At 72.4% G+C, this 22,076-nt stretch carries 17 protein-coding genes; 8 read left to right on the top strand and 9 right to left on the bottom strand.

Annotated elements, in window-relative coordinates:
• Positions 1 to 58 precede the first annotated feature (58 nt).
• A complete protein-coding gene (locus U5640_RS26005; protein WP_340378153.1) occupies positions 59 to 1,279 on the bottom strand; it encodes an MFS transporter in 1,221 nt (406 codons plus the stop codon).
• An 83-nt stretch (positions 1,280 to 1,362) separates the two neighbouring features.
• Here U5640_RS26005 and U5640_RS26000 point away from each other — a divergent pair, with 83 nt between their 5' ends.
• From U5640_RS26000 to U5640_RS25990, 3 genes are all read left to right on the top strand, one after another.
• The gene (locus U5640_RS26000) at positions 1,363 to 2,385 is read left to right on the top strand and encodes an ArsR family transcriptional regulator (RefSeq protein ID WP_340378152.1); all 1,023 of its coding nucleotides are present in this window, start codon (positions 1,363 to 1,365) and stop codon (positions 2,383 to 2,385) included.
• 34 nt (positions 2,386 to 2,419) lie between these two features.
• Positions 2,420 to 2,923, top strand: a complete 504-nt coding sequence (locus U5640_RS25995; protein ID WP_340378151.1) for a glutathione peroxidase — start codon at positions 2,420 to 2,422, stop codon at positions 2,921 to 2,923.
• Positions 2,924 to 3,037: 114 nt separating this feature from the next.
• A complete protein-coding gene (locus U5640_RS25990) occupies positions 3,038 to 3,904 on the top strand; it encodes a MerR family transcriptional regulator (RefSeq protein WP_340378150.1) in 867 nt (288 codons plus the stop codon).
• A gap of 117 nt (positions 3,905 to 4,021) precedes the next feature.
• Here U5640_RS25990 and U5640_RS25985 read toward each other — a convergent pair whose 3' ends face one another.
• From U5640_RS25985 to U5640_RS25975, 3 genes are all read right to left on the bottom strand, one after another.
• Positions 4,022 to 4,213: a DUF397 domain-containing protein gene (locus U5640_RS25985; protein ID WP_055633126.1), complete on the bottom strand. Its 192-nt coding sequence runs from the start codon at positions 4,211 to 4,213 to the stop codon at positions 4,022 to 4,024.
• Positions 4,214 to 4,419: 206 nt separating this feature from the next.
• Positions 4,420 to 5,277 (bottom strand): helix-turn-helix transcriptional regulator, encoded by an 858-nt coding sequence (locus U5640_RS25980; protein ID WP_340378149.1) that lies wholly within the window; start codon positions 5,275 to 5,277, stop codon positions 4,420 to 4,422.
• A gap of 337 nt (positions 5,278 to 5,614) precedes the next feature.
• A complete protein-coding gene (locus U5640_RS25975) occupies positions 5,615 to 6,376 on the bottom strand; it encodes a GPP34 family phosphoprotein (protein ID WP_340378148.1) in 762 nt (253 codons plus the stop codon).
• 215 nt (positions 6,377 to 6,591) lie between these two features.
• Between U5640_RS25975 and U5640_RS25970 the strand changes: the two genes are divergently transcribed.
• Both U5640_RS25970 and U5640_RS25965 read left to right on the top strand, forming a co-directional pair.
• Complete coding sequence (locus U5640_RS25970) at positions 6,592 to 9,102, top strand: serine hydrolase (protein WP_340378147.1); 2,511 nt, start codon at positions 6,592 to 6,594, stop codon at positions 9,100 to 9,102.
• A gap of 184 nt (positions 9,103 to 9,286) precedes the next feature.
• Positions 9,287 to 11,263: an MFS transporter gene (locus tag U5640_RS25965; RefSeq protein WP_340378146.1), complete on the top strand. Its 1,977-nt coding sequence runs from the start codon at positions 9,287 to 9,289 to the stop codon at positions 11,261 to 11,263.
• A 42-nt stretch (positions 11,264 to 11,305) separates the two neighbouring features.
• On the opposite strand, the gene U5640_RS25960 is transcribed toward U5640_RS25965, so the two are convergent.
• On the bottom strand, positions 11,306 to 12,145 hold the full coding sequence (locus tag U5640_RS25960) for a hypothetical protein (RefSeq protein WP_340378145.1): 840 nt from the start codon (positions 12,143 to 12,145) through the stop codon (positions 11,306 to 11,308).
• Between the two features lie 77 nt (positions 12,146 to 12,222).
• Here U5640_RS25960 and U5640_RS25955 point away from each other — a divergent pair, with 77 nt between their 5' ends.
• Both U5640_RS25955 and U5640_RS25950 read left to right on the top strand, forming a co-directional pair.
• The gene (locus tag U5640_RS25955; protein WP_340378144.1) at positions 12,223 to 13,008 is read left to right on the top strand and encodes an SDR family oxidoreductase; all 786 of its coding nucleotides are present in this window, start codon (positions 12,223 to 12,225) and stop codon (positions 13,006 to 13,008) included.
• Positions 13,009 to 13,148: 140 nt separating this feature from the next.
• Positions 13,149 to 14,714 (top strand): sodium:solute symporter family protein, encoded by a 1,566-nt coding sequence (locus U5640_RS25950; RefSeq protein WP_340378143.1) that lies wholly within the window; start codon positions 13,149 to 13,151, stop codon positions 14,712 to 14,714.
• Positions 14,715 to 14,745: 31 nt separating this feature from the next.
• On the opposite strand, the gene U5640_RS25945 is transcribed toward U5640_RS25950, so the two are convergent.
• The 4 genes from U5640_RS25945 to U5640_RS25930 all read right to left on the bottom strand — a co-directional run bounded on the left by U5640_RS25945 (position 14,746) and on the right by U5640_RS25930 (position 20,243).
• Positions 14,746 to 15,864 (bottom strand): ADP-ribosylglycohydrolase family protein, encoded by a 1,119-nt coding sequence (locus tag U5640_RS25945; protein WP_340378142.1) that lies wholly within the window; start codon positions 15,862 to 15,864, stop codon positions 14,746 to 14,748.
• Positions 15,865 to 16,037: 173 nt separating this feature from the next.
• Complete coding sequence (locus U5640_RS25940; RefSeq protein ID WP_340378141.1) at positions 16,038 to 16,619, bottom strand: L,D-transpeptidase; 582 nt, start codon at positions 16,617 to 16,619, stop codon at positions 16,038 to 16,040.
• Between the two features lie 85 nt (positions 16,620 to 16,704).
• Positions 16,705 to 19,308 carry a bifunctional FO biosynthesis protein CofGH gene (locus U5640_RS25935; RefSeq protein WP_340378140.1) on the bottom strand — a complete coding sequence of 868 codons (2,604 nt, stop codon included), beginning with the start codon at positions 19,306 to 19,308 and terminating at the stop codon, positions 16,705 to 16,707.
• A 68-nt stretch (positions 19,309 to 19,376) separates the two neighbouring features.
• Entirely contained in the window at positions 19,377 to 20,243 is an 867-nt protein-coding gene (locus U5640_RS25930; RefSeq protein ID WP_340378139.1) for an LLM class F420-dependent oxidoreductase, read from the bottom strand.
• Between the two features lie 156 nt (positions 20,244 to 20,399).
• Between U5640_RS25930 and U5640_RS25925 the strand changes: the two genes are divergently transcribed.
• Positions 20,400 to 21,974 carry a CehA/McbA family metallohydrolase gene (locus U5640_RS25925; protein ID WP_340378138.1) on the top strand — a complete coding sequence of 525 codons (1,575 nt, stop codon included), beginning with the start codon at positions 20,400 to 20,402 and terminating at the stop codon, positions 21,972 to 21,974.
• The last annotated feature ends 102 nt before the right edge of the window (positions 21,975 to 22,076 follow it).

Genomic DNA, 22,076 nt, shown 5'->3' with positions numbered 1-22,076 from the left:
CGGCTCCAGGTCGCGCCGGACGACGGGATGTCCGCCGAGCGCGACGACACGGTGACGGTCACCGCCGTGTCGTGGACCGAGCCCGCCCGACACCTGCCGGGCTCCCGGCCCCGTCGGCCCGGCCGCCCGCCAGGGCCAGCCCCACCGTCACCGCGAGCGACATCATCGCCGCCACCGTCATCGCGGTGGCCGCGGAGCCGACCTGGGCGAGCGCGCCCGCCACCGCCGCGCCCACGCCCTGCATGGCCGCCATCCCGGCGGAGTGCAGCCCCAGCGCCTGCCCGCCGAGCCCGGCCGGGGTGAGGTCCATCAGGCGCTCCTGCTGGACCAGGCTCGCCCCGAAGCCCACCGAGGCGAGGGCCGCACAGACGGCGGCGACGGGCAGGGCGGGCCGCAGGACGAAGCAGAGGTAGGGGGTGGCCAGCAGGAGGAGCAGCGGCGTGGCGAGCCGGGCCCGCACCGACGGCGGGACGAACCGGCCGACCGTCACGTCGCCCGCCAGCATCCCCAGCGCCGCGCACGCGAACAGCGTGCCCGCCGCATCCGGGGCGTACGGCACGAACAGCGCCTCGCAGCCGACGACCAGGCCGTTGGGGACCCACAGGCCGAGATAGGTGAGGCGGCGGGGCCGCGCGGACCACAGGACGCCGTTGGTGCGCCAGGTCACGGCGACCGAGAGGCGGCCCGCGGCGCGTGGCGGCCGGGCGGTCAGACCGAGCCGGGCGGCGAGCGCGGCCACGGCGTGCAGCAGGGCGGCGAGCAGCAGCACGGGACGGGGGGCGAGGGTGACCACCAGGGCGCCGCCGACGGCGTACCCGGCGACCTGCGTCAGCCCGCTCATGACGTTGAACAGCGCACGCCCCGGCAGATACGTCCCGTCGCCGCCGAGGATCTCGTGCAGCAGGCCCCAGCGGACACCGCCGCCGAGCGACGCGATCAGCCCCTCCAGGAGGACGACCGCGAGGACGGCCGGGACCGGGAGGCCGGGCAGGGCGACGGCGGCCGTGGTGACGGCGAAGGCGAGGGACAGGCCGATCAGGGTGGCCCTCGGGGCCAGCCGGTCGGCGCCCGAGAGCAGCAGGGTCGCGCCGACGGCCTGGGCGAGCGAGGGGCCGAACATGCTCACCGCCGACAGCAGCGGCGAGTCGGTGGCCTGGAAGACGAGGGTGCCCAGGGCGAGTCCGCTCATCGTCCGGGCGGCGGTGTGGGCGGCGGCGGAGAGGAAGAGCGGAGTGAACTCCGGGGTGCGGAAGAGCTGTCGGTAGCCGGTGGCGGTCATGGCCGGAGTCTCGGGCGGCCCGGGAGGGGCCGGTTATTGTTTCGCGGTCCCGCGAAACGTCGTACGGCACCCGGAGGTCCGCGGTGGGCTGGTGGCAGGTCAACGCGGACACGCTGGCCCGCAGCCGGTTCGTGCTCTCGCCGCTCGCCGAGACGTTCGCGAGCGTGAAGCTGCTCCAGTGGGGAGTGGGCGCCCATCCTGGCGAGCAGGACTGGCTGCGGGCCCATCTGCCGTCCTACCGGGCGTGGTTGGCGGCGGACCCGGTGACCGGGCTGCTGATCCGGGCGGGGCTGGGGCGGAGCTGGATCGCCGACTTCCTCACCCCCACCCCGCGCGACGGCGAGAGCTTCGAGGAGGGGGTGGCGCGGGTGCGGGCGGCGGATCCCGCCGAGGCCCGCGCGCATCTGCGGCTCTCGGTCGGCGGGCCGCCGCCCGCCGCCCTGGACCGCGACGATCTGCCCGAGCGGGCGGCCGCGCTGCTGGAGTACGTCTGGGAGGCGGCCGTACGGCCCTCCTGGGAGCGTCGGCGGCATGTGCTGGAGGCGGATGTGGTCGCGCGCACGGCACAGGTCAGCCGGGGCGGCTGGGCCGCGGTGCTGGACTCGCTGCGGCCGGGGACGCGCTGGCTCGGGGAGAGCCGGTTCCAGGTGAACGCGCACGCGTACCCGCCCCGTGAGATCGCCGGCGCGGAGCTGGTGTTCGTGCCGGTCACGCCGAGGGCCGGGTGGGTCTCGTGGGAGGGGCGGGAGCGGTACGCGGTGGTGTACCCGTGCGCGGGGCCGCTGGCCGGGGACCACCGGGAACGGGTGGTGCCGGCGGCGCTCGGCGCGCTGCTGGGGCCGGGGCGGGCGGCGGTGCTGGTGCTGCTCGGGCAGGGGGCGCTGAGCACCACCCAGCTGGTCGCGCTGACCGGGCAGGGGCTGGGCTCGGTGGGCCGGCATCTGCGGGTCCTGCGGGACGCGGGGCTGGTGGAGCGGAGACGGGCGGGCCGGTCGGTGCTGTACTCGCGGACGGCGGCCGGGGAGGTACTGGCCGGGGCGGCGCCGGCACCGGAACGGGAGACGGCACCGGCACCGGCACCGGAAAGGGAGAGTGCCCCCGGTTGAGGAGGGGCGCACCGGGCGGGGCTAGCATCCGCCCATGACTACTGATGCCGTTTCCTCCCCCCTCGATGTCGAGATCGGCGCCCTCAAGGGCGGGTCCGCGCAGCTCTCGGAGTACTCGGGGCAGGTCGTCCTGATCGTGAACGTGGCCTCCAAGTGTGGTCTGACCCCCCAGTACAACGGGCTGGAGAAGCTCCAGGAGCGGTACGCCGCCCAGGGCTTCACCGTGCTCGGCGTGCCCTGCAACCAGTTCCTCGGGCAGGAGCCCGGCAGCGCCGAGGAGATCGCGGAGTTCTGCTCGGCGACGTACGGCGTGACCTTCCCGCTGACCGAGAAGGTCGAGGTGAACGGCGAGGGCCGGCACCCCCTGTACGAGCGCCTGGTCGGCTTCGCGGACGCGGAGGGCCACACGGGTGACATCCGCTGGAACTTCGAGAAGTTCCTCGTCGGCCGGGAGGGGGCGGTCGTGGCCCGCTTCTCGCCGCAGACCGAGCCGGAGTCCGACGAGATCGTCACCGCGATCGAGGCGCAGCTCGGCTAGGTCCTGCCGTTCGGGACCGCTTGACCGCTTGACCGCTTGACCTTGTCCCCGGGGCAAGGCGGAGTCTCCTCGTCGCCGGGCGGAGCAGACCGTCCGGTGACGGAGGATGACCAGGTGAACGTACGCGACGACGACGAACTGCTGACCATCGGCGCGTTCGCCGCGCGGGCCCGGCTCACGGCCAAGGCGCTGCGTCTGTACGACCGGCTGGGCCTGCTGGCCCCGGCGCGGGTCGACGAGACCAGCGGCTACCGCTACTACCGGGCCGGCCAGGTGGACCGGGCAAGGCTGGTGGCGATGCTGCGCCAGCTCGACATGCCGCTGGCCCGGATCGCCGAGGTGGTCGAGACCGGTGGCGCCGAGGGCGCGGAACTGCTCGCCGCCTACTGGGCCGAGGCCGAGGGCCGGTTCGCCGCCCGGCGCACGCTCGCCGAGTACCTCCGTGGACGACTGTCGGGGAGGAACTCCGAGATGTACGAGAAGTTCGAGGTCGGGATCGTCGACGTGCCCGAGCAGGTGATCATCACCGAGACCCGTCATGTGCTGGCGGACGAGCTGCCCGCCTGGATCCCCGCCGCCCTGGGCCGGCTGGAGGAGGCGGCGGGCGCGTGCGGCGGCAGCACCGGCGCGCCGTTCGTGGCGTACCACGCCGAGGTGTCCATGGAGAGCGACGGACCGGCGGAGTCCTGTGTGCCGGTCGCCGACGAGGCGGCGGCCCGGGCGTGGGCGGCCGCCCAGGGGCGCTCCCGGCGGATCGAGGTGAAGGTGGAACCGGCCCGTCGGCTGGCGTCCACCCGGATCAGCAAGGCGCAGGTCGCCCATCCGCAGATCATCGCCGCGTTCGAGGCGGTGGAGGCGTGGATGCAGCGGGAGGGCTGGGAGTACGACGGCCCGTGCCGCGAGATCTACTTCGCGGACTGGGACGCGGCGGGTCCCGAGGACCCGGTGTGCGACGTGGCGTTCCCCGTCCGTCGAGGCTAGTGCCGTGACAGGCCGAGCCCCCTCGGCAAGGACGGCGATCTTGTCGAGAGGGCTCTGTCGGTGGCTGTGCGGTGGTCGAGGTGGAACCGGTGCGTGGTGCGGGGAGCGTTCCTCGCCCTACTCCTTCACCGACGCCACGAAGGCGTTCCACGCGCCGGCCGGGAAGGCCAGCTTGGGGCCCTCGGGGATCTTGGTGTCCCCGAGCTCCAGCGTCTCCAGGACGGTCGACCTGACCATCACACAGGCGCCGTTGCCGTTGGTGTAGGAGGACGTCGTCCACGTTTCCGTGGCGCCCAGACGAATTGCCATTGATTGCTCCGTTAGCCAGTTGGCGAATCACGGTTTTGCGCCAACGTCGGTGATCGTTGGCGTGATCGACGCTACTCGCCAACCCCGCTAATCGGAGGACTCATTCACTCGGTCGAATGGCATATTCCAGGTGAGTCTTCCAGTCGAGCATGTCGACGGTGTACTATCCCCCGCCGCACCCCCGGAAGGCTCATCCCGGGGGATGTTCACCGCGCGTATTCCTTCGCCAGGTCGTCGATGACCCGGCGCGAGTGCTCCACGTTCAGCGCCTGGGCCCGCAGGTGCTCGTACATCACCGAGTACTGCTGGACGTCGTACGCCTTCTCCAGATAGAGGTCGCTCGTCACACCCTCGATGTAGACCACGCTGGAGTCGGAGGCGTCGGCGAACTCCAGGATCGTGTACTGGCCGTTGAGGCCGGGATGCGCGCCGACCTCGAACGGCAGCACCTGCACGGTGACGTGCGGAAGCCTCGACAGCTCGGCGAGATGCTCCAGTTGCTCGCGCATCACCAGCCGGCTGCCGACGACCCGGCGCAGCGCCGCCTCGTCCAGCACCACCCACAGCCGCAACGGCCCTTCCTCGGTGGTGATTCGTTCCTGCCGACGCAGCCGCACCTGCACGCGCTTGTCGACCTCGGCCTCGGGCCGCTCCGGCAAGGCGCCCCGGATGATGGCCTCGGCGTACGCGCGGGTCTGCAACAGGCCGGTGACGGTCTGGGGTTCGTACACCCGCAACGACTCCGCGTCCGTCTCCAGCCCGATGTACACGCTGTACGGAATGTCCCCGAAGGCATGCCACCAGCCCTGCTGCCGGGAGTCCTTCGCCATTTCCATCAGCGATTCCACCATGCGCTGGTCCTCGACCTCGTAGACTCCACAGAGGTCGCGCACATCACGCTGGCTGATGCTGCGCCTGCCGTTCTCCAGACGGCTGATCTTCGACTGGGACACGAGCAGACGCTCGGCGACCTGTTCGGCGGTCATGCCCTTCTCCTCACGGAGCCGGCGCAGTTCCTGGCCCAACCGGCGTCGCCTGACCGTGGGATTGACATTGGACGTCACGGGACGCGCACCTCCGGCTGCATGCCTGTCATTGACACTTTGCGTATCTGCTGTTCAGCAGACTGCCACCAAGGTGCTTCGTACCGCTGGAAAACGGTGGATATGCGGCCGCCCCGGGCCGGTTCGGAGCAGGCCCGCACAACACCCCCAGCAGGCCCCGGACATGCGTCCGCGCGGGGCGGCGGTGCCGTGCGTCACGACGGACGTACGGCCTCACCACCCCGCGCGGGCCGCGGCGGCTCCCGAACGGGTCATACGGGTTCTACGGGTATTACGGGTCATGCGGTCATGCGGTCCTGCGGGTCGTGCCGTGCCGGGTGTGTCGTGGAACTGCGGCTCAGTGGGCCACGACACGCGCCATGGGACCGCGGCGCGGCTGTGCCGGAACTCCACGGGCGGGTTCCGGTACGGGCCGTCCGCCCGGTCCGGTCGGCCGGCCGGCCGGGGCCGCCGCCGGGCTGCGGCGCGGCTGGGCCGCCGCGCCGTTCTGGACGTCCATCACGGCGTGCGCGACGAGACCGCCCATGGGGTCGTGCCTGATCAGGTCCCGCAGCCGGGAGCGGGACGAGCGTCCCTCGTTCCCCGGGTACAGGTGCTTGCCGAGGCCGACCGCGTGCGCCAGTGCGGCGAGCGCCGCGGTCCGCGGGTCCGGCGGCACGCCGGTGCGGATCGCGGAGTCCAGCCGGGCCCTGATCTCCCGGCTGATCTCGGTGTCCGTCGCCTGGTAGCGAGTGGTCGGCAGCACCCCGCACATCTGACCCGCCACGGCATGCACCATGCCGCACCGCTCCAGATGCGAGAGGTAGGTCTGGCGCAGCCCGAGACGCGGCCCGCCGATCCAGTGGACGGCACGGACCGGAGCGCCACGCCTTCGCAGCAACTCCAGTGCGCAGTCCAGTGTCGGATCTCCTGTCGGCCGTGGGGACACCACGGCGATACGATCCCCGTCAGGGGCTATCCGCCCGGCCAGCGCCAGCTCCACTAGCTGCGCTCCGGCCAGACCAAGGTCGAGCGACTGCGGCTGTGCGGTGGTACCCGTGGTCGGGTCCAACGCCAGCAGAAGAAGCTCTTCCGGAATCGTTCTGCGGCTCCTGCCCATCCATGCCTCCCCGCGTGGATGAATGACAGGGTGACCCCTCTCACATTGGTCTGTCGAGGGTGCGTGACCTGTTTGTAGTGGAACCAGTAGGTATGTCGTTCTCGTCTACCGCAGGAGCCAAGCCCTCTACACAGGACACTGGTACATGGTTCGGACACGCCCCGAGGCGGGTCCGGGGCGGGCGTTCACGGTTCGACAGGCACAAGGAGGCATCGGTGGCGGGCGAGTCCCCCGACAGGTCGAAGCAGCGCGAGTCGTCGGCAGAACCGACGTCGGGGAGCGCGGGTACGGTTCCCGAGGCACGCGATCCGCGGGTGGCGGTGGCCCGGGAGAGCGAGGCCCCGGCGGCCTCGCGAGGCGGCGTCGACACGGCGACACGGGTTCTCTCCGTACGCGAACTGGAGATCGAGGAACCCGAACGGACCGAGGAACCCGAGGAGCCGCAGGACGCGCGCCCGGAGCCCGAGGACGCCCGTCCCGAGGAACCGCAAGACGCCCGTCCCGAGCCGGAGGACGCCCGTCCCGAGGAGCCCGAGGACGCCCGTCCCGAGCCGGAGGACGCCCGTCCCGAGGCCCAGGAGACGCCCGAGGAGCCGGAGGACGCTCGTCCGGAGCCCGAGGACGCCCGCCCGGAGCCGGAGGACGCCCGTCCCGAGCCGGACGAGGAGCCCGAGGACGCCGTCACGGAGGCCGACGGGGCGGAAGCCGCGGACGGGGCCGAGGAAAGCGCCGAGGGCCCTTCTGGCGGCGCCGAGGACACCGCGCCCGACCCGGAAGCCACCGGGGGGCGCGAGGGCGCGGACGGCGGCTCGGAGGACCCGACGGGCCCCGAGGACGCGGCCGACACGGAGGACACCGGCGACGACGCGTCGGACGAGGGCGACACCGAGGGCAACGGGGACGGACCGGAGGACTCGGCTCCGGTGACCTCCGGGGCAGACTTGCGGACCGACCCGGAATCCGGCAGCGCCGAGGACGACGAGCCCGCCGTCTCCGGCAAGCCCGCACCCAAGTGGGCGTCCAGGGGCAAAAAGGAAGACGACGACAAGGAAGCCAAGGAAGGCAAGGAAGGCAGGGAAGCCGCGGAGGACGGGAAGGACGGCGGCGACAAGGCCGACGCATCCCCCGTCGACCAGCCCACCGCCATCTTCAAGGCCCCCCGGCCCAAGCCCGCCGTCGACCAGCCGACCACCATGCTCAAGCTGGGCGGGGCCCTCAAGCCCCGCGCGGACGAGCCCAAGGCCGACGAGCCCAAGGCCGACGAGGCCGAGAAGGCCCCGCAGGGGGACGGTGAGCGGACGCCGCCGCCCGCCGAGCGGACCAGCAAGTTCGTCGCGCTGAAGCCGCTCGACGAGCCCCGCCCGCCGAAGGCGACCGGTGACATCACCGCCGTCACCGCGCTGGTGCCCCAGGTCGGCCCCGAGCGGACGACCCAGCAGCCCCTGCCGCCGAAGCCGCCGATCGACCTGCTGGCGGAGCTCACCAACACCCCGCCGCCCCCGCCGACCCCCCTGCGCACCCTCGGCCGTCGGGTCAAGATCTGGACGCCGCTGGTCATCCTGCTGGTGATCGTGTTTGCGGTCGTACAGGCGTTCCGCCCGCTGCCGGCCACCGCGCTGGCGCTCACCGCGAAGGACGCCTACACCTTCGAGGGCGGCAAGCTCTCCCTGCCGTGGCCGAACGAGGGCCAGGGCTGGATGGACGTCGACGGCGTCGGCACGATGGACCACTTCGGCAAGCAGACGCCGGTCGCCATCGGCTCGGTGGCCAAGACGATGACGGCGTACGTCGTCCTCAAGGACCACCCCCTGAAGACGGGCGAGAACGGCCCGAGCATCACCGTCGACGCCACCGCCGAGAAGGAGGGCGGCTACGACCAGAGCGGCGAGTCCACCCTCAACAGCGTCAAGGCCGGCGACAAACTGACGCTCCAGCAGGCCCTGTCGGCGGTCATGATCCCGTCCGCGAACAACATCGCCCGGCTGCTGGCCCGCTGGGACGGGGGCACGGAGGCCGCGTTCGTCAAGAAGATGAACGCCGCCGCCAAGGAACTCGGGATGTCGAACACGACGTACACCGACCCGTCCGGGCTGAAGGAGACCACGGTCTCCACCGCCGAGGACCAGGTCAAGCTCGGCAACGCGGTCGTGGAGATCCCCGCGCTCGTGGCGATCACCAGCGCGGCGAGCTGGACGGACCCCTACGGGACCAACTGGCCGAACTACAACGAGCTCCCCTACCGGATGGGCGCGATCGGCATCAAGACCGGCTCCACCACCGCGGCCGGCGGCAACCTCCTGTTCGCCGCCCGCAAGGAGGTCGGCGGTGAGACGGTCACCGTCGTCGGCGCGATCCTCGGCCAGCACAAGCCGACCATCCTCAAGACGGTCAACGACGTCAGCAAGACGGCCCTGTCCGCCGCCGAGGACGCGCTGACCTCGGCGAAGATCCTCAAGAAGGGTGATGTCGTCGGGTACGTGGACGACAAGCTCGGCGGCCACACCCCGGTCGTCGTCACCAAGGACGTCACCGCGGTCGGCTGGGCCGGTCTGACGGTGAAGCTGAAGTTCGCCGCCGACGAGGTGCCGCACACCGCGAAGGCCGGCACCCAGGTGGGCACGCTCACCGTCGGGGACGGCGCCAGCGGCGCGGTGAAGGTACCGGTCGCCCTGGAGAGCGACCTCGTCGAGCCGGGCTTCCAGGACAAGCTGACCCGACTCGGCTGATCCCGCCCGGCCGACCCGTCGGCCCCGTCCGTCCCTCTCGCCACCCCGCCGGGCAGCCGCCCGGCGGGGTGCGTGCTAGCGTCGCGAAACGGGACAGGTCGCCGGTCGCCACGACGTTGCCGTGAAGCGGACGCGAACAGGGCGCGGCCGAGAGCGGAAGACGGGACACGGGGAGTGCCTTCAGGTGGCCACTGCGGAGCCGACACGCGCCGACGACACCGGTCCGGGCCCGGACACCGGCCCGCGCATCGAGCTGCCCGCGCCTCAGTCCGGCGGCCACGACCATGACCCGCACGACGGTCCGCCGCGCGACGACCCGCGCGGCAACGCCCCTGACGATCCGCACGACGATCCGCGCGACGCCATGACGGCCCCGGCGAAGACCTCGGCCGGGGCGGGCGCGGCGCAGGACCCGGCGAAGGCGGGGCCGCGCGCCGCGTTCGACCGGCTCGGCGGCTTCCTCCGCCGCCACCTGGTGCTGTCCGTCACCGCGCTGTCCGGGATCGTGCACCTCATCTGGTTCTTCACGTTCGCGAACAGCGGGGGCGATCTCGCGGCGCAGGACGCCTGGGCCGAGTTCGTCGGCCGGCACCCCGACTCCGCGTACAACCTGGCCTGGTACGGCGGGATGCACCCGGTGTCGTACAGCGTCGTCTCGCCGTATCTGATGTCGGTCCTCGGCGTCCGTACGACGATGATGATCGCCGGGACCCTGTCGGCGGGCCTGCTCACCCTCGTCCTGCTGCGCTGCCGTCCGGTGCGGAACCCGGTGTGGCCGGCGCTGGCCGGGGTCTTCGCGCTGCTCTGCAACGCGGCGTCCGGCCGGGTCACCTTCGGCCTCGGCAACATGTTCGCGCTGGCCGCCGTGGCCGTGGTGTTCTGCTGGCCCTACCGCTGGCGCTACAAACGCTGGGCGAAGGCCCTGTGCGCCGCCCCGCTCGCGGCGCTCGCCACGATGGGCTCGCCGGTGGCGGGGCTGTTCGTGGGCATCGTCGCCGTGGCGCTGTTCCTGCAGAAGCGGCGGCCCGGCGCCTGGGCCCTCGGGCTCGCCCCGACCGCCGTCGTCGCCGTCTCCGCGTGGCTGTTCCCGTTCTCCGGCACCCAGCCGATGTCCTTCGGGTCGGCCTCGCTGCCGCTGCTGTACTCGGTGATCGTCTTCGCGGTCGTCCCGCGTGACTGGAAGACCGTGCGGATCACGGCGGCGGTCTACGGCCTCGGGGTGCTGGGGGTGTGGCTGATCAGCTCCCAGATCGGGTCGAACATCACCCGGCTCGCGATGCTGTTCTCGGGTGTGGTGCTGGCGGCCGCGCTGCCGTTCGCCGTGCCGCGCAGCCGCAAGTGGTACGTCATCGTCGTCGCCTCGCTCGGGTTCGTCGGCTGGATCGGCTTCAAGTCGGTCGACGACGTCATCCGGACGACCCCGGCGGCCTCCTGGGCGCGCGAGCTGGCGCCGCTCGTCAACGAGCTGCAGGGCGTCGGGGCCGAGAAGGGCCGCGTCGAGGTCGTCCCGGCCCGCTCCCACCGCGAGGCCTCCGCGCTCGCGCCGTACGTCAACCTGGCCCGCGGCTGGAACCGGCAGGCCGACATGGAGCGCAACCCCCTCTTCTACGACGACACGCTCAACTCCGCGAACTACCACGAGTGGCTCCAGCGGTGGGCCGTGCACTACGTCGTCGTCCCCAAGGAGGCGCTGGACGGGGACGGCGGGGAGCGGGAGCGGGAGCTGGTGCAGCGGGGGCTGCCGTATCTGGAGCAGATCTGGGGCGACGCCAACTGGCAGCTGTTCAAGGTCACCGACCCGGCACCGATGGCCGAGCCCGACGCGGTGGTGGAGCGGGCCGAGCAGGGCGAGATGACGCTCGACGTCAAGAAGGCGGGCCGGGTGCTGATCCGGATCCCGTACTCGCCCTGGCTGAGCGTCGTGGACGCGGAGGGCAAGAGCCTGAAGGCGCCGCAGGAGACGGAGGCGTCCAAGCACCGGGCCGAGGGCGAGCCGAAGTCCTACACGAACGTGAGCGGCTGCCTGTACGAGACGGAGGAGGACGCGCAGGGCGACAAGTGGACGGTGCTGCTGGCCCCGAAGGCCGGTGTCTACCGCCTCGCCGCGCCCTATCAGCTGCCGCGCGGCACCCCGTGCCCGGAGGAGCTGAAGGAGCCCTGAGCCCGTGCGGGCGGGCCGGGGGGCTGAGCCCCCCGGCCGTCCTCACCTCAGGTCCGCCACATAGCGGTCCGTCCCGGGGATCGTCGGGATGAACGGGGCCAGGAGTTCGAGTCTGCCCAGGCCCGATTCCGTGATCTGCGCCTCCAGGCCCGTGAAGTGGTCCTCCCAGCAGTCCCTCGGGTCGCTCTCCAGGAACCACAGCAGGGTCAGACGGGTGTCGACGCCCTCGACCTGTTTGACGTAGGTCATGCGGTCGCCGGGGAGGGGCGTCGGGCGGAAGACGGTGACCATGGCCGCCGGGGAGCCGGAGAGGCGCCTCGGGAGGTGGCGGGTGCGCAGCCACTCCACCAGGGCGGTGCGCTGTTCGGGGGTGTCGGTGTCGATGACCTCGAGGACCAGGCCGGCGTAGGGGTGGTCGAGGGCGTGGTGGTCGCGGGGGCCCGCCGCGCCGTCCCGGTAGACCGTCGTCTCGTGGTCCTGGAAGGCCGTGAAGACATGGGTGCGGTCCTGGTAGACACGGGCGTCGCGGTTGAGGCGTTTGTTGATGGCGACGGTCCACCTCATGTGGTCGTCGTAGCGGCCGGCGGTGATCCAGTAGGTGGAGAGGTAGCAGCCCGCCGTGACGGGCTGGGCGATCGCGGACTTCTCCGGGGCGCGCAGCAGTTGCAGGTCCCTGGTCGCCACCCAGCGGCGGCCCGCGTACATCCAGGGCATGGCCATCGCGCCGGCGTAGTAGTGGTCGTCCTCGTACCAGCGGTTGTAGGCGTACTCGTGGCCCGGGTGCGGTTCGACCATGGTGATCAGGGCGTGGCCGGGCCGGACGCCGTACGGTCCCACGGCGGCCAGTTCGGCGTACGTCTCGCTGCGGGTCTCCTCGCTCATGCGTCTTCCCCTTCCTCGGCGGCCGGACCATACTCTGACGCTCCGTCAGGCAATGCGCCAGGGTCAGGGAGGTCCCGATGTCACTGCTCGCCGACAGGACGGTCGTCGTCTCGGGGGTCGGGGCGGGCCTGGGTCACCAGGTCGCCGCGGCGGTCGTACGGGACGGGGGGAACGCCGTGCTGGCCGCGCGGACCGAGGCGAACCTCGCCAAGAGCGCGGCCGAGATCGACCCGGACGGGACGCACACCGCGTGGCGGGCGACCGACATCACCGACGAGGCGAGCTGCGCGGCGCTGGCGGGGCTGGCGCGGGAGCGGTTCGGGGGGATCGACGCGGTGGTCCAGGTCGCCGCCTGGGACTCCTACTTCGGCGGACTCGAGGACGCCGACTTCACGACCTGGCAGTCGGTCATCGACGTGAACCTGCTGGGATCGCTGCGGATGACCCGGGCCTGTCTGCCCTCTCTCAAGGTGCGGGGCGGATCGGTGGTCTTCATCGGCACCCAGTCCGCGGTCGCGGCCCCGTCCCAGGTGCGGCAGGCGGCGTACGCGGCCTCGAAGGGGGCGCTGACCAGTGCCATGTACTCGCTGGCGCGGGAGCTCGGGCCGCACCGGATCCGGGTCAACACCGTGCTGCCGGGCTGGATGTGGGGGCCGCCGGTGCAGGCGTACGTGCAGTTCACGGCGCACACGGAGGGGGTGCCGGAGGCGGAGGTGCTGGGCCGGCTGACGGAGCGGATGGCGTTGCCCGAGCTGGCCACGGACGGGGACGTGGCGGACGCGGCGGTGTTCCTGGCGTCGGACCGGGCGCGGGCGATCACGGGGCAGTCGTTGCTGGTCAACGCCGGGGAGCTGATGCGGTGACACCCTGACCATCGGTTCACGTAGGTGAACACAAGACACCATACCGAATACCTTTACCTCCCTTTGACCTTACGGTCACTTGTCGTGTTCATGCGACAGCGCCCACGATGAGCGCCGGGCCGACCCCTGGGAGGACGCACATGAACGGTCTCGACTGGGCCGTGCTCATCGGCTACTTCGGCGTGATGGTCGCCATCGGCGTCTGGTCGCACAAGCGCGTCGACGACGTCAGCGACTTCTTCACCGCGGGCGGCAGGATGCCCTGGTGGCTGTCCGGGATCTCGCACCACATGTCGGGCTACAGCGCGGTGATGTTCACCGGGTACGCGGGCATCGCCTACACCTACGGCGTCACCTCCTTCGTCACCTGGTCCTTCCCCATCGCCCTCGGCATCGCGATCGGCTCCCGGCTGTTCGCGCCGCGCATCAACCGGCTGCGCTCGCGCCTGCACGTCGCTTCCCCGCTGGAATACCTGAAGAACCGCTACGACCTGAAGACCCAGCAGGCGCTGGCCTGGTCCGGGATGCTGCTGAAGATCGTGGACGTGGGCGCCAAGTGGGCCGCCATCGCGACCCTGCTGTCCGTCTTCACCGGCATCTCCCTCAACCAGGGCATCCTCATCACCGGCGCGATCACCGCCGTGTACTGCACGATCGGCGGCCTGTGGGCCGACGCGCTCACCGAACTGGGCCAGTTCGTCATCCAGTTGCTGGCCGGCGTCGCGATGTTCGTGGCCGTCGTGCTGAAGCTGAACGACAAGGGCATCGGGTTCCTCGACGTCTGGGACGAACCGGCGCTCCAGGGCCACGACAAGCCGCTGGTCGGCCCGTACGGGACGGTCTTCCTGCTGGCGTTCCTCTTCATCAAGCTCTTCGAGTACAACGGCGGCATGCTCAACCAGGCCCAGCGGTACATGGCCACGGCCACCCCGCGCGAGGCCGAGCGCTCCGCACGGCTGTCGGCGGCGCTCTGGCTGGTCTGGCCGGTGGTGCTGTTCTTCCCGATGTGGATGTCCCCGCTGCTGGTCACCGCGCGCAAGCCGGACGGCTCCGACTCCTACGGCCTGATGACCGAACAGCTCCTGCCGCACGGTCTGCTGGGACTGGTCATCGTCGGCTTCTTCTCCCACACGATGGCCATGTGCTCCTCCGACGCCAACGCCATCGCCGCCGTCTTCACCCGGGACTGCGCCCCGGTGATCTCGCGCCGGGCACGGGAGTGGAACGCGCGGTCGGGCCTGGTCGCGGCCCGGGTGACGACCGTCGTCTTCCTCGGCCTGTCCATGGCGGCGGCCACCCAGGTCAACTCCCCCACCTTCAAGGACATCATCACCGTCGTCATCAAGTGGGTCGCCGGGCTGATGGGCCCGATGGCCATCCCGATGATGCTGGGTCTGCTGCGCCCCTTCCGCCGCTCCGGCCCGACCGCCGCGCTGACCAGCTGGTCGATGGGGCTGCTCGCCTTCTGGCTGGTCAACTACCCCGTCAACTGGAACGTCGACGGCGGTGTCCCGCTCCAGTACCAGGTCTCGATCCCGCTGGCCGTCTCGCTCGTCCTCTACGTCCTGGTCGGCTTCCTCCGGCCGGAGGACACCCCGGAGCGGCTCGCCCTCATCGAGAAGATCAACACGGACGGCGACTCCTCGGGCGCGGCGGCGGCCGTCCCCGGCCCGCGGGACACCGTACCGGCACCCGCGAAGGACTAGGACCCGTCCGCGGGAGCGGGTACCACCCGGCTCAGCCCCCTCGCGGATACCTGGCCAGCCACCCCGGTGACGCGCCCGCCGGGTTGTGCAGGGCCGGGCCCTGGGTCATCTCCATCGCGAAGTCGTCGGCGAGTTCCAGGATCGTGGGACGGCCCTCCAGCTCGGCCAGCCAGGCCGGCGGGAGGGCCGTCTCGCCGTACAGGGCCCCGAGCAGTCCCCCGGTGAGGGCGGCGGTCGGGGCGGCGGGGCCGCCCTGGTTGACCGCGAGGCGCAGCCCGTGCCGCACGTCCTCCGCGACGAGCGCGCAGTACAGGGCGGCGGACAGCACACCCGGTGCCCGCCCCTCCCCCGCCAGTTCCGCCACCCGGGCCGGCCCCGGCAGCCCCTGCCGTAGGGCGCCCAGCGCGCGCTGCACCGCCTCCGCGACCGGCTCGTGCCCCGGCCACGCCGCCAGCAGCGCGAGCGCCCGCTGCACCGCGGCGTCCATCTCCTCGCCCCGGGCCAGGGCGTGCACGGTGACGGCGTACGCGCCCGCCGCCAGGTACGCCGCCGGGTGGCCGTGGGTCTGGGCCGCGCACTCCACGGCGAGCTGGGCGACGAGCTGCGGCTCCCAGCCGACGAGCAGCCCGAACGGCGCGGAGCGCGCGACGGGTTCGGGCCCGTCGGCCGACGGGTTCTTGGGGTCGTCGAGCGTGCCCATCCGCTCGTCGCCGAGCCCCATGAGCAGCGGCCGGGTCGGCTCCCGGCGGGCGTACAGCCACTCCTCGCGGGCCAGCCAGCCGTCGTCCTTGCGGCGCAGGTCGGGGCCCCAGTCGCGCTGGGTGGCCGCCCATCTCAGGTACGCCCGGTGCAGATCGGTCGGCGGGTGCCAGGCGCCGGTGTCGCGCCGCACCTGGGCGCGGACGAGCCCGTCCACGGTGAACAGGGTGAGCTGGGTGTGGTGGGTGACGGCACCGCGCCGTCCGAAGGCGGGGACGAGGTCGACGACCCCTTCCGGCCCGAGGACCTGCCGTATCTCCTCGATGCCGTGCCCCTCGACGGGCGCCCCGAGCGCGTCCCCGACGGCCGCCCCCAGCAGCGTGCCCCGCACCCGGCTGCGGAAGTCCTGCTGCTCGGCACGGCCCCAGACGGCCCCTGATGTCGTACTCACCAAGTCCTCCCAAGGCCTCCGGGCACCGTCCGTACGTACGACGTCCGTCACTGTAATCGAACGGGGTCACGGGCAGGCGGGGGGTGGAGAGGCGGTGGAGGGCCGGTGGAGGTCCACGGCGTCGGCCCGGGGCGCGGGGCGCGGGGGTGGGGAGAGCGGATGCCGCCCGAGCCCTACTCGACGACCCTGACCTTCGTCCCGAGGTCGCCGAACGCCCACAGGGCCGCCCCGTCCGCCTTCGGCATCCGGATGCCGCCGGTCTGCGCGTCGGCGGCGGCCGGGGGCGGGGAGGCGCCGTCGACGGCGTTGGAGAAGGCGATGTTGACGCCGGAGACGACCGAGAAGTAGATGATGTGCTCGATCGCGACGCCGTCGGAACCGGTCGTCGCGTCCTTGCGGACGGAGATCGTGTAGGTGCCGGGCACCGGCGCGACCGTGCCCGGCCAGACCGTGAAGGTCCGGCGGGCCGTGTCGTCCGCGTCGACCAGCCAGACCCGGTGGTCGGAGAGGTCGTAGACGATCCGGCGGCCGGAACCGGACGCCTCGGGCACCCCGGTCGCGGCCGGGGAGGCCGAGGCCTTCGGCGTGGCGGACGCCTTCGCACCCGGCGCGGCGGACGCCGACGCGCTCGGGCGACCCACGGCGGCCGTGGGGTGCGGGCCCCGCTCGGCCTGCACCGTCAGGGCTCCGACCGCGGCGACGGCGCCGACCGTCAGACCGGTGACCCAGATCCACGAGGGAAGTCGGGCAGGCACGGGCACGCATCTCCTCGGCTACGGGACCCCGCCGGTGGGGCCTCCCCTGGGATCCTCCCTCCAGGGGAGGGTCGGATCATCGTACTCACTCCAGCACGGGCAGGAGTTCCGGCAGATGCCCGTCCGAGGCGCGGGCGGCGCGCTGCCGTTCCTCCGGCACCTCGCCGTACAGGGTGGTGCGCGCCCGGGCCGGGCGGCCGGCCGCCCCGGCGACCGCGATGAGGTCCTTGACGGACTTGTAGGAGCCGTAGGAGGAGCCCGCCATACGGGAGATGGTCTCCTCCATGAGGGTCCCGCCGAGGTCGTTCGCGCCGGAGCGCAGCATCTCCGCCGCGCCCTCGGTGCCGAGCTTGACCCAGCTGGTCTGGATGTTCGGGATGTGCGGGTGCAGGAGCAGCCGGGCCATCGCCGTGACCGCGCGGTTGTCGCGCATCGTCGGGCCGGGGCGGGCGATGCCGGCCAGGTACACGGGCGCGTTGGTGTGGATGAAGGGGAGCGTCACGAACTCGGTGATGCCGCCGGTCCGCTGCTGGATTTCGGCCAGGGTGCGCAGGTGCCCGAGCCAGTGCCGGGGCTGGTCGACATGGCCGTACATCATCGTGGAGGTCGAGGGGATGCCGACCTCGTGGGCGGTGGTGATCACCTCGATCCAGGTGGCGGCGGGCAGCTTGCCCTTGGTGAGGACCCAGCGGACCTCGTCGTCGAGGATCTCGGCGGCGGTGCCCGGGATGGAGTCCAGCCCGGCCTCCTTGGCGGCGATCAGCCACTCGCGGATGGACAGGCCGGTGCGGGTCGCGCCGTTGACGACCTCCATCGGCGAGAACGCGTGCACATGCATTCCGGGGACCTTCTCCTTCACCGCCTTCGCGATGTCGAAGTACGCCGTGCCGGGCAGGTCGGGGTGGATGCCGCCCTGCATGCACACCTCCACCGCGCCCACGTCCCACGCCTGCCGGGCGCGGTCGGCCACCTGGTCGAGGGAGAGGGTGTAGGCGTCGGCGTCGGTGCGGCGCTGGGCGAAGGCGCAGAAACGGCAGCCGGTGTAGCAGACGTTGGTGAAGTTGATGTTCCGGGTGACGATGTAGGTGACGTCGTCGCCGACCGCCGCCCGGCGGACGTCGTCGGCGATCCGGGTCAGCGCGTCCAGCGCCGGGCCGTCGGCGTGCAGCAGGGCGAGGGCCTCGGCGTCCGTGAGGCGGGTCGGGTCGTCGGCGGCCGTGGCCAGCGCCTGCCGTACGTCCGTGTCGATGCGCTCGGGCGCCATGCCGGGGACGGCCGCCTCCCGCAGGGCGGACCAGTCGCCGTACACCTCGTCGAAGTCCGCGCGCCGGTCGGAGGTGCGGCCCTCGGTGTCGATCGTGGTGTGCAGGTCGGTGCGGCCGGAGGCGGTGAAGACCTCCTCCGGTTCCTGCCACGGCCGGCCCTCGACGACCGCGTCCGGCACGGCGAGACCGGTGGCCGGGTCGGCGAGCGCGCGCACGTGCGGCAGCAGCCGCGGGTCCAGCCAGGGTTCGCCGCGGGTGACGAACTCCGGGTACACGCAGAGACGTTCCCGCAGGGTGAAGCCGGCCGCCGCGGACCGGGCGGCCAGCTCCTCGATCTGCGGCCAGGGACGCTCGGGGTTGACGTGGTCGATGGTCAGCGGGGAGACCCCGCCCCAGTCGTCGATGCCCGCGCCGATCAGCCGCTCGTACTCGCTGTCGACCAGGTTGGGCGGGGCCTGCAGGTTGGCGGACGGGCCCATGAGCAGGCGGGCGACGGCCACCGTCGCGACCAGCTCGTCGAGTTCGGCGTCCGGCATGCCGCGCATGGCCGTGTCCGGCTTGGCGCGGAAGTTCTGGATGATCAGTTCCTGGATGCCGTGGTGGGCCCGGGAGATCCGGCGCAGCGCGAACAGCGACTCCGCCCGCTCCTCGTACGTCTCACCGATCCCGATGAGGATCCCGGAGGTGAAGGGGACCGAGGAGCGGCCCGCGTCCTCCAGGACGCGCAGCCGTACGGCGGGTTCCTTGTCCGGGGAGCCGTGGTGCGGGCCGCCGGGCTCGGACCACAGCCGGGTGGCGGTCGTCTCCAGCATCATGCCCATGCTGGGTGCGACCGGCTTCAGCCGCTGGAAGTCGGTCCAGGACATCACCCCCGGGTTGAGGTGCGGGAGCAGTCCCGTCTCCTCCAGGATGCGCACGGAGATGGCGCGGACATAGGCGATGGTGTCGTCGTAGCCGTGCGCGTCGAGCCACTCGCGCGCCTCGGGCCAGCGGTCCTCGGGCTTGTCGCCGAGCGTGATGAGGGCTTCCTTGCAGCCGAGGGCAGCGCCCTTGCGGGCGACGTCGAGGACCTCGTCGGGGGACATGAACATCCCGTGCCCGGCGCGCCGCAGCTTGCCGGGGACGGTGACGAACGTGCAGTAGTGGCACTTGTCCCGGCACAGCCGGGTGAGGGGGATGAAGACGCTCTTCGAGTACGTGATGACGCCGGGCCGGCCGGCCGCCTCCAGACCCGCGTCGCGCACCCGGGCGGCGGACGCGGCGAGGTCGTCGAGGGCCTCGCCGCGCGCCTGGAGCAGGACGGCCGTCTCGCTCACGTCGAGCGCGACGCCGTCCCGGGCACGTTTGAGAGCGCGACGCATGGAGTTCTCGGTGGGGCCGGGAAGAGGGCCGGGGCCGGTTCCGGAGGTCGCGGAAGTCGTCATCCCTTGAGCATACGTTCGGGCTGATCAGGGCCGGTGGGGGAGCCCGATTCGTCCGTCGTCGCAGGTCGTTACACGGTGGCACTGGAAGCGGTGGCGTACGGGCCGTACTCGTCGAGGAGTTCGAGAATCTGGCTCTCACCGGTCGGCGGCAGCTGCAGCACGGCCTCCTCGATGCCGAGGTCGGCGTAGTACGCCAGCTTGCCCGGGGAGGGGTGGACGGCGTACGGCACGACCTGGAGCGCCTCCGGCTCGCGCCCGGCGTCCGCCCACGCGGTGCGCAGCAGCGGCAGGGTCTCGGACAGCCCGCGCCCGCCGATCGGCAGCCAGCCGTCGGCGTACTCGCAGATGTGCGCGAACAGCTTGGGCCCGGCGGCCCCGCCGATCAGGGTGCGGGGTCCGACGACCGGCCCGCGCGGCCGCTGCACGGGCTTCGGATGGGCGCTGCTGGCCCGGACGGACCCGTAGACGCCCTCGTACGCGGTCGGCTCCTCGCTCCACAGGGCACGCATCAGCGCCATCCGGTCCCGCACCAGCTCGCGTCGTGTCCGCCACTCGACACCGTGGTCGGCGGCTTCCTCCACGTTCCAGCCGAAGCCGAGGCCGAGGGTGAGGCGGCCGCCGGAGAGGTGGTCGACGGTGGCCACCTGCTTGGCGAGGTCGATCGGGTCGTGCTGGGCGACGAGCGTGATGCCGGTGCCGAGACCGAGGCGCTCGGTGACGGCGGCGGCCTGGCCGAGGGCGACGAACGGGTCGAGGGTGCGGCCGTACTCGCGGGGCAGTTCGCCGCCGGCCGGGTACGGGGTGGTCCGCTCGACGGGGATGTGCGTGTGCTCGGGCACGTACAGCCCGGCGAACCCGCGCTGTTCCAGCTCACGGGCGAGGCGGGTCGGGGTGATCGTCTCGTCGGTGAGGAAGATCGTTACGGCGATGCGCATGGCGGGCCTTTCGGTGCCGGTTCCTCTGTGTTCATCTCGGTCTGTTGACGTGGGCCGGTTCATCTGTACCGGGAGAAGAGGCCGGTGTCCATACCGACCGGTCGGCATTGTTCGGCGCGGAGCGGTATGGAGCGGCATCGATCGGCATGGATCGGCATGGATCGGCAAGGTGAGGAGGGTGACGTCGTGACGCACGCGCAGGACAACCCGATGGCACGCCGAGCGCTGTTCGCCACGGGAGCCGCCGCGGCGCTTACGTTGGGAAACGTGAGCTTCGCCGCCGCAGACGGACGACAAGGACCGCGAGAACCGCGCGACCCGCAAGACCCGCAAGACCCGCAGCCGGAGACATGGACGGTTCGGGGCACCCTGCCGCCCGGCTCCCCCGACTATGTGTACGTACCCGTCGACGTGCCGCCGGGCGTCCGCGAGCTGCGGGTGTCGTACGCCTACGACCGCCCCGCCGTCCCGGCCGGCACCCCCGGCAACGCGCTCGACATCGGCCTCTTCGACGAACGCGGCACCGCGCCGGGCGGCGAGGGTTTCCGGGGCTGGTCGGGCGGGGCGCGCACCGAGTTCTTCGTCCGGGCGGACGAGGCGACGCCGGGCTATGTGCCGGGACCGGTCCGCGCCGGCCGGTGGCACATCGCGCTCGGCCCCTACACGGTGGCGCCACAGGGCCTGACGTACGAGATCACGGTCACCCTCACCCACGGCGACCCGGCGCCCGCCGCCCCGCCCGCCTCCTATCCGCCCGGCAGCGCGAAGGGCCGGGGCCGGGCCTGGTACCGGGGCGACTGCCACCTGCACTCCTGGTACTCCGACGGCCGCCGCACCCCGGCCGAGATCGGCGCCCTCGCCCGGGCGGCGGGCCTGGACTTCATCAACACCTCCGAGCACAACACGCACGCGGGCCACGGGGCGTGGGCGGACGTGGCCGGCGACGACCTGCTGGTGCTGCTCGGCGAGGAGGTCACCACCCGCAACGGCCACGTCCTGGCGGTCGGCACGGCCCCCGGCACCTTCGTGGACTGGCGCTACCGGGCGCGGGAGGGTCTCTTCCCCCGCTTCGCCCGCCGCATCCGCCATGCGGGCGGCCTGGTGATCCCCGCCCATCCGCACGCCACCTGCGTCGGCTGCTCCTGGAAGTTCGGCCTCGGGGAGGCGGACGCGGTGGAGGTGTGGAACGGCCCCTACACCGCCGACGACGAGGTGACGCTCGCGGCGTGGGACGCGACCCTGCGGGGTGGTCCGGCGCGATGGCTCCCGGCGGTGGGCAACAGCGACGCGCACCGGGACCCGGACGTGGTGGGCCTGCCCCAGACCGTGGTCCTCGCGGACGCCCTGACCCGGGAGGCGATCCAGGAGGGCATCCGGGCGGGCCGGGTCTACGTGGCGGAGTCGGGCGCGGTGTCCCTGTCCCTCACGGTGACCGGCGGCCGGGGCGAGCGGGCGGGCATCGGCGAGCGGCTGCGGGTGGACGCGGACACCCCGGTGACGGTCCGTCTGGAGGCGACGGGCACCCCGCGCTGCACGGTCCGCTTCGTGACCGACGGGGGCGTGGTGCTCACGAGCGCCCCGCTGCCGGTGTCGGGCGCGGGGGTCGTGGAGTGGCGTACGACCCCGGCGTACGCGGCGTACGTACGGGCGGAGGTCCGTCACGAGGTGGCGACGGGCCCGCTGCCGGGGGCACTGGCGGCGTTCACGAATCCGGTGTTCCTGGGGAGGTGAGAGACCGGGCCGGCTCCGACGCCGTCGCCGGAATTGCCGGAACCCGGAAAGAAGGCGGGGCTCCTGGCTGCCTGGCGCTCGCCTTGTCTGCCTGGTCATGAC

Source organism: Streptomyces sp. SS7 (assembly GCF_037993025.1).
Lineage (GTDB): Bacteria > Actinomycetota > Actinomycetes > Streptomycetales > Streptomycetaceae > Streptomyces.
Note: the sequence above shows the minus strand (reverse complement) of the source record. Positions and strands in the feature narration are given on the sequence as shown.

What these genes read in the sequence shown, in the direction of transcription:
- U5640_RS26005 (WP_340378153.1), bottom strand. Translation starts at nt 1,279, where the DNA reads ATGACCGCCACCGGCTACCGACAGCTCTTCCGCACCCCGGAGTTCACT.
- U5640_RS25995 (WP_340378151.1), top strand. Translation starts at nt 2,420, where the DNA reads ATGACTACTGATGCCGTTTCCTCCCCCCTCGATGTCGAGATCGGCGCC.
- U5640_RS25985 (WP_055633126.1), bottom strand. Translation starts at nt 4,213, where the DNA reads ATGGCAATTCGTCTGGGCGCCACGGAAACGTGGACGACGTCCTCCTAC.
- U5640_RS25975 (WP_340378148.1), bottom strand. Translation starts at nt 6,376, where the DNA reads ATGGGCAGGAGCCGCAGAACGATTCCGGAAGAGCTTCTTCTGCTGGCG.
- U5640_RS25960 (WP_340378145.1), bottom strand. Translation starts at nt 12,145, where the DNA reads ATGAGCGAGGAGACCCGCAGCGAGACGTACGCCGAACTGGCCGCCGTG.
- U5640_RS25955 (WP_340378144.1), top strand. Translation starts at nt 12,223, where the DNA reads ATGTCACTGCTCGCCGACAGGACGGTCGTCGTCTCGGGGGTCGGGGCG.
- U5640_RS25950 (WP_340378143.1), top strand. Translation starts at nt 13,149, where the DNA reads ATGAACGGTCTCGACTGGGCCGTGCTCATCGGCTACTTCGGCGTGATG.
- U5640_RS25935 (WP_340378140.1), bottom strand. Translation starts at nt 19,308, where the DNA reads ATGACGACTTCCGCGACCTCCGGAACCGGCCCCGGCCCTCTTCCCGGC.
- U5640_RS25930 (WP_340378139.1), bottom strand. Translation starts at nt 20,243, where the DNA reads ATGCGCATCGCCGTAACGATCTTCCTCACCGACGAGACGATCACCCCG.
- U5640_RS25925 (WP_340378138.1), top strand. Translation starts at nt 20,400, where the DNA reads ATGGATCGGCAAGGTGAGGAGGGTGACGTCGTGACGCACGCGCAGGAC.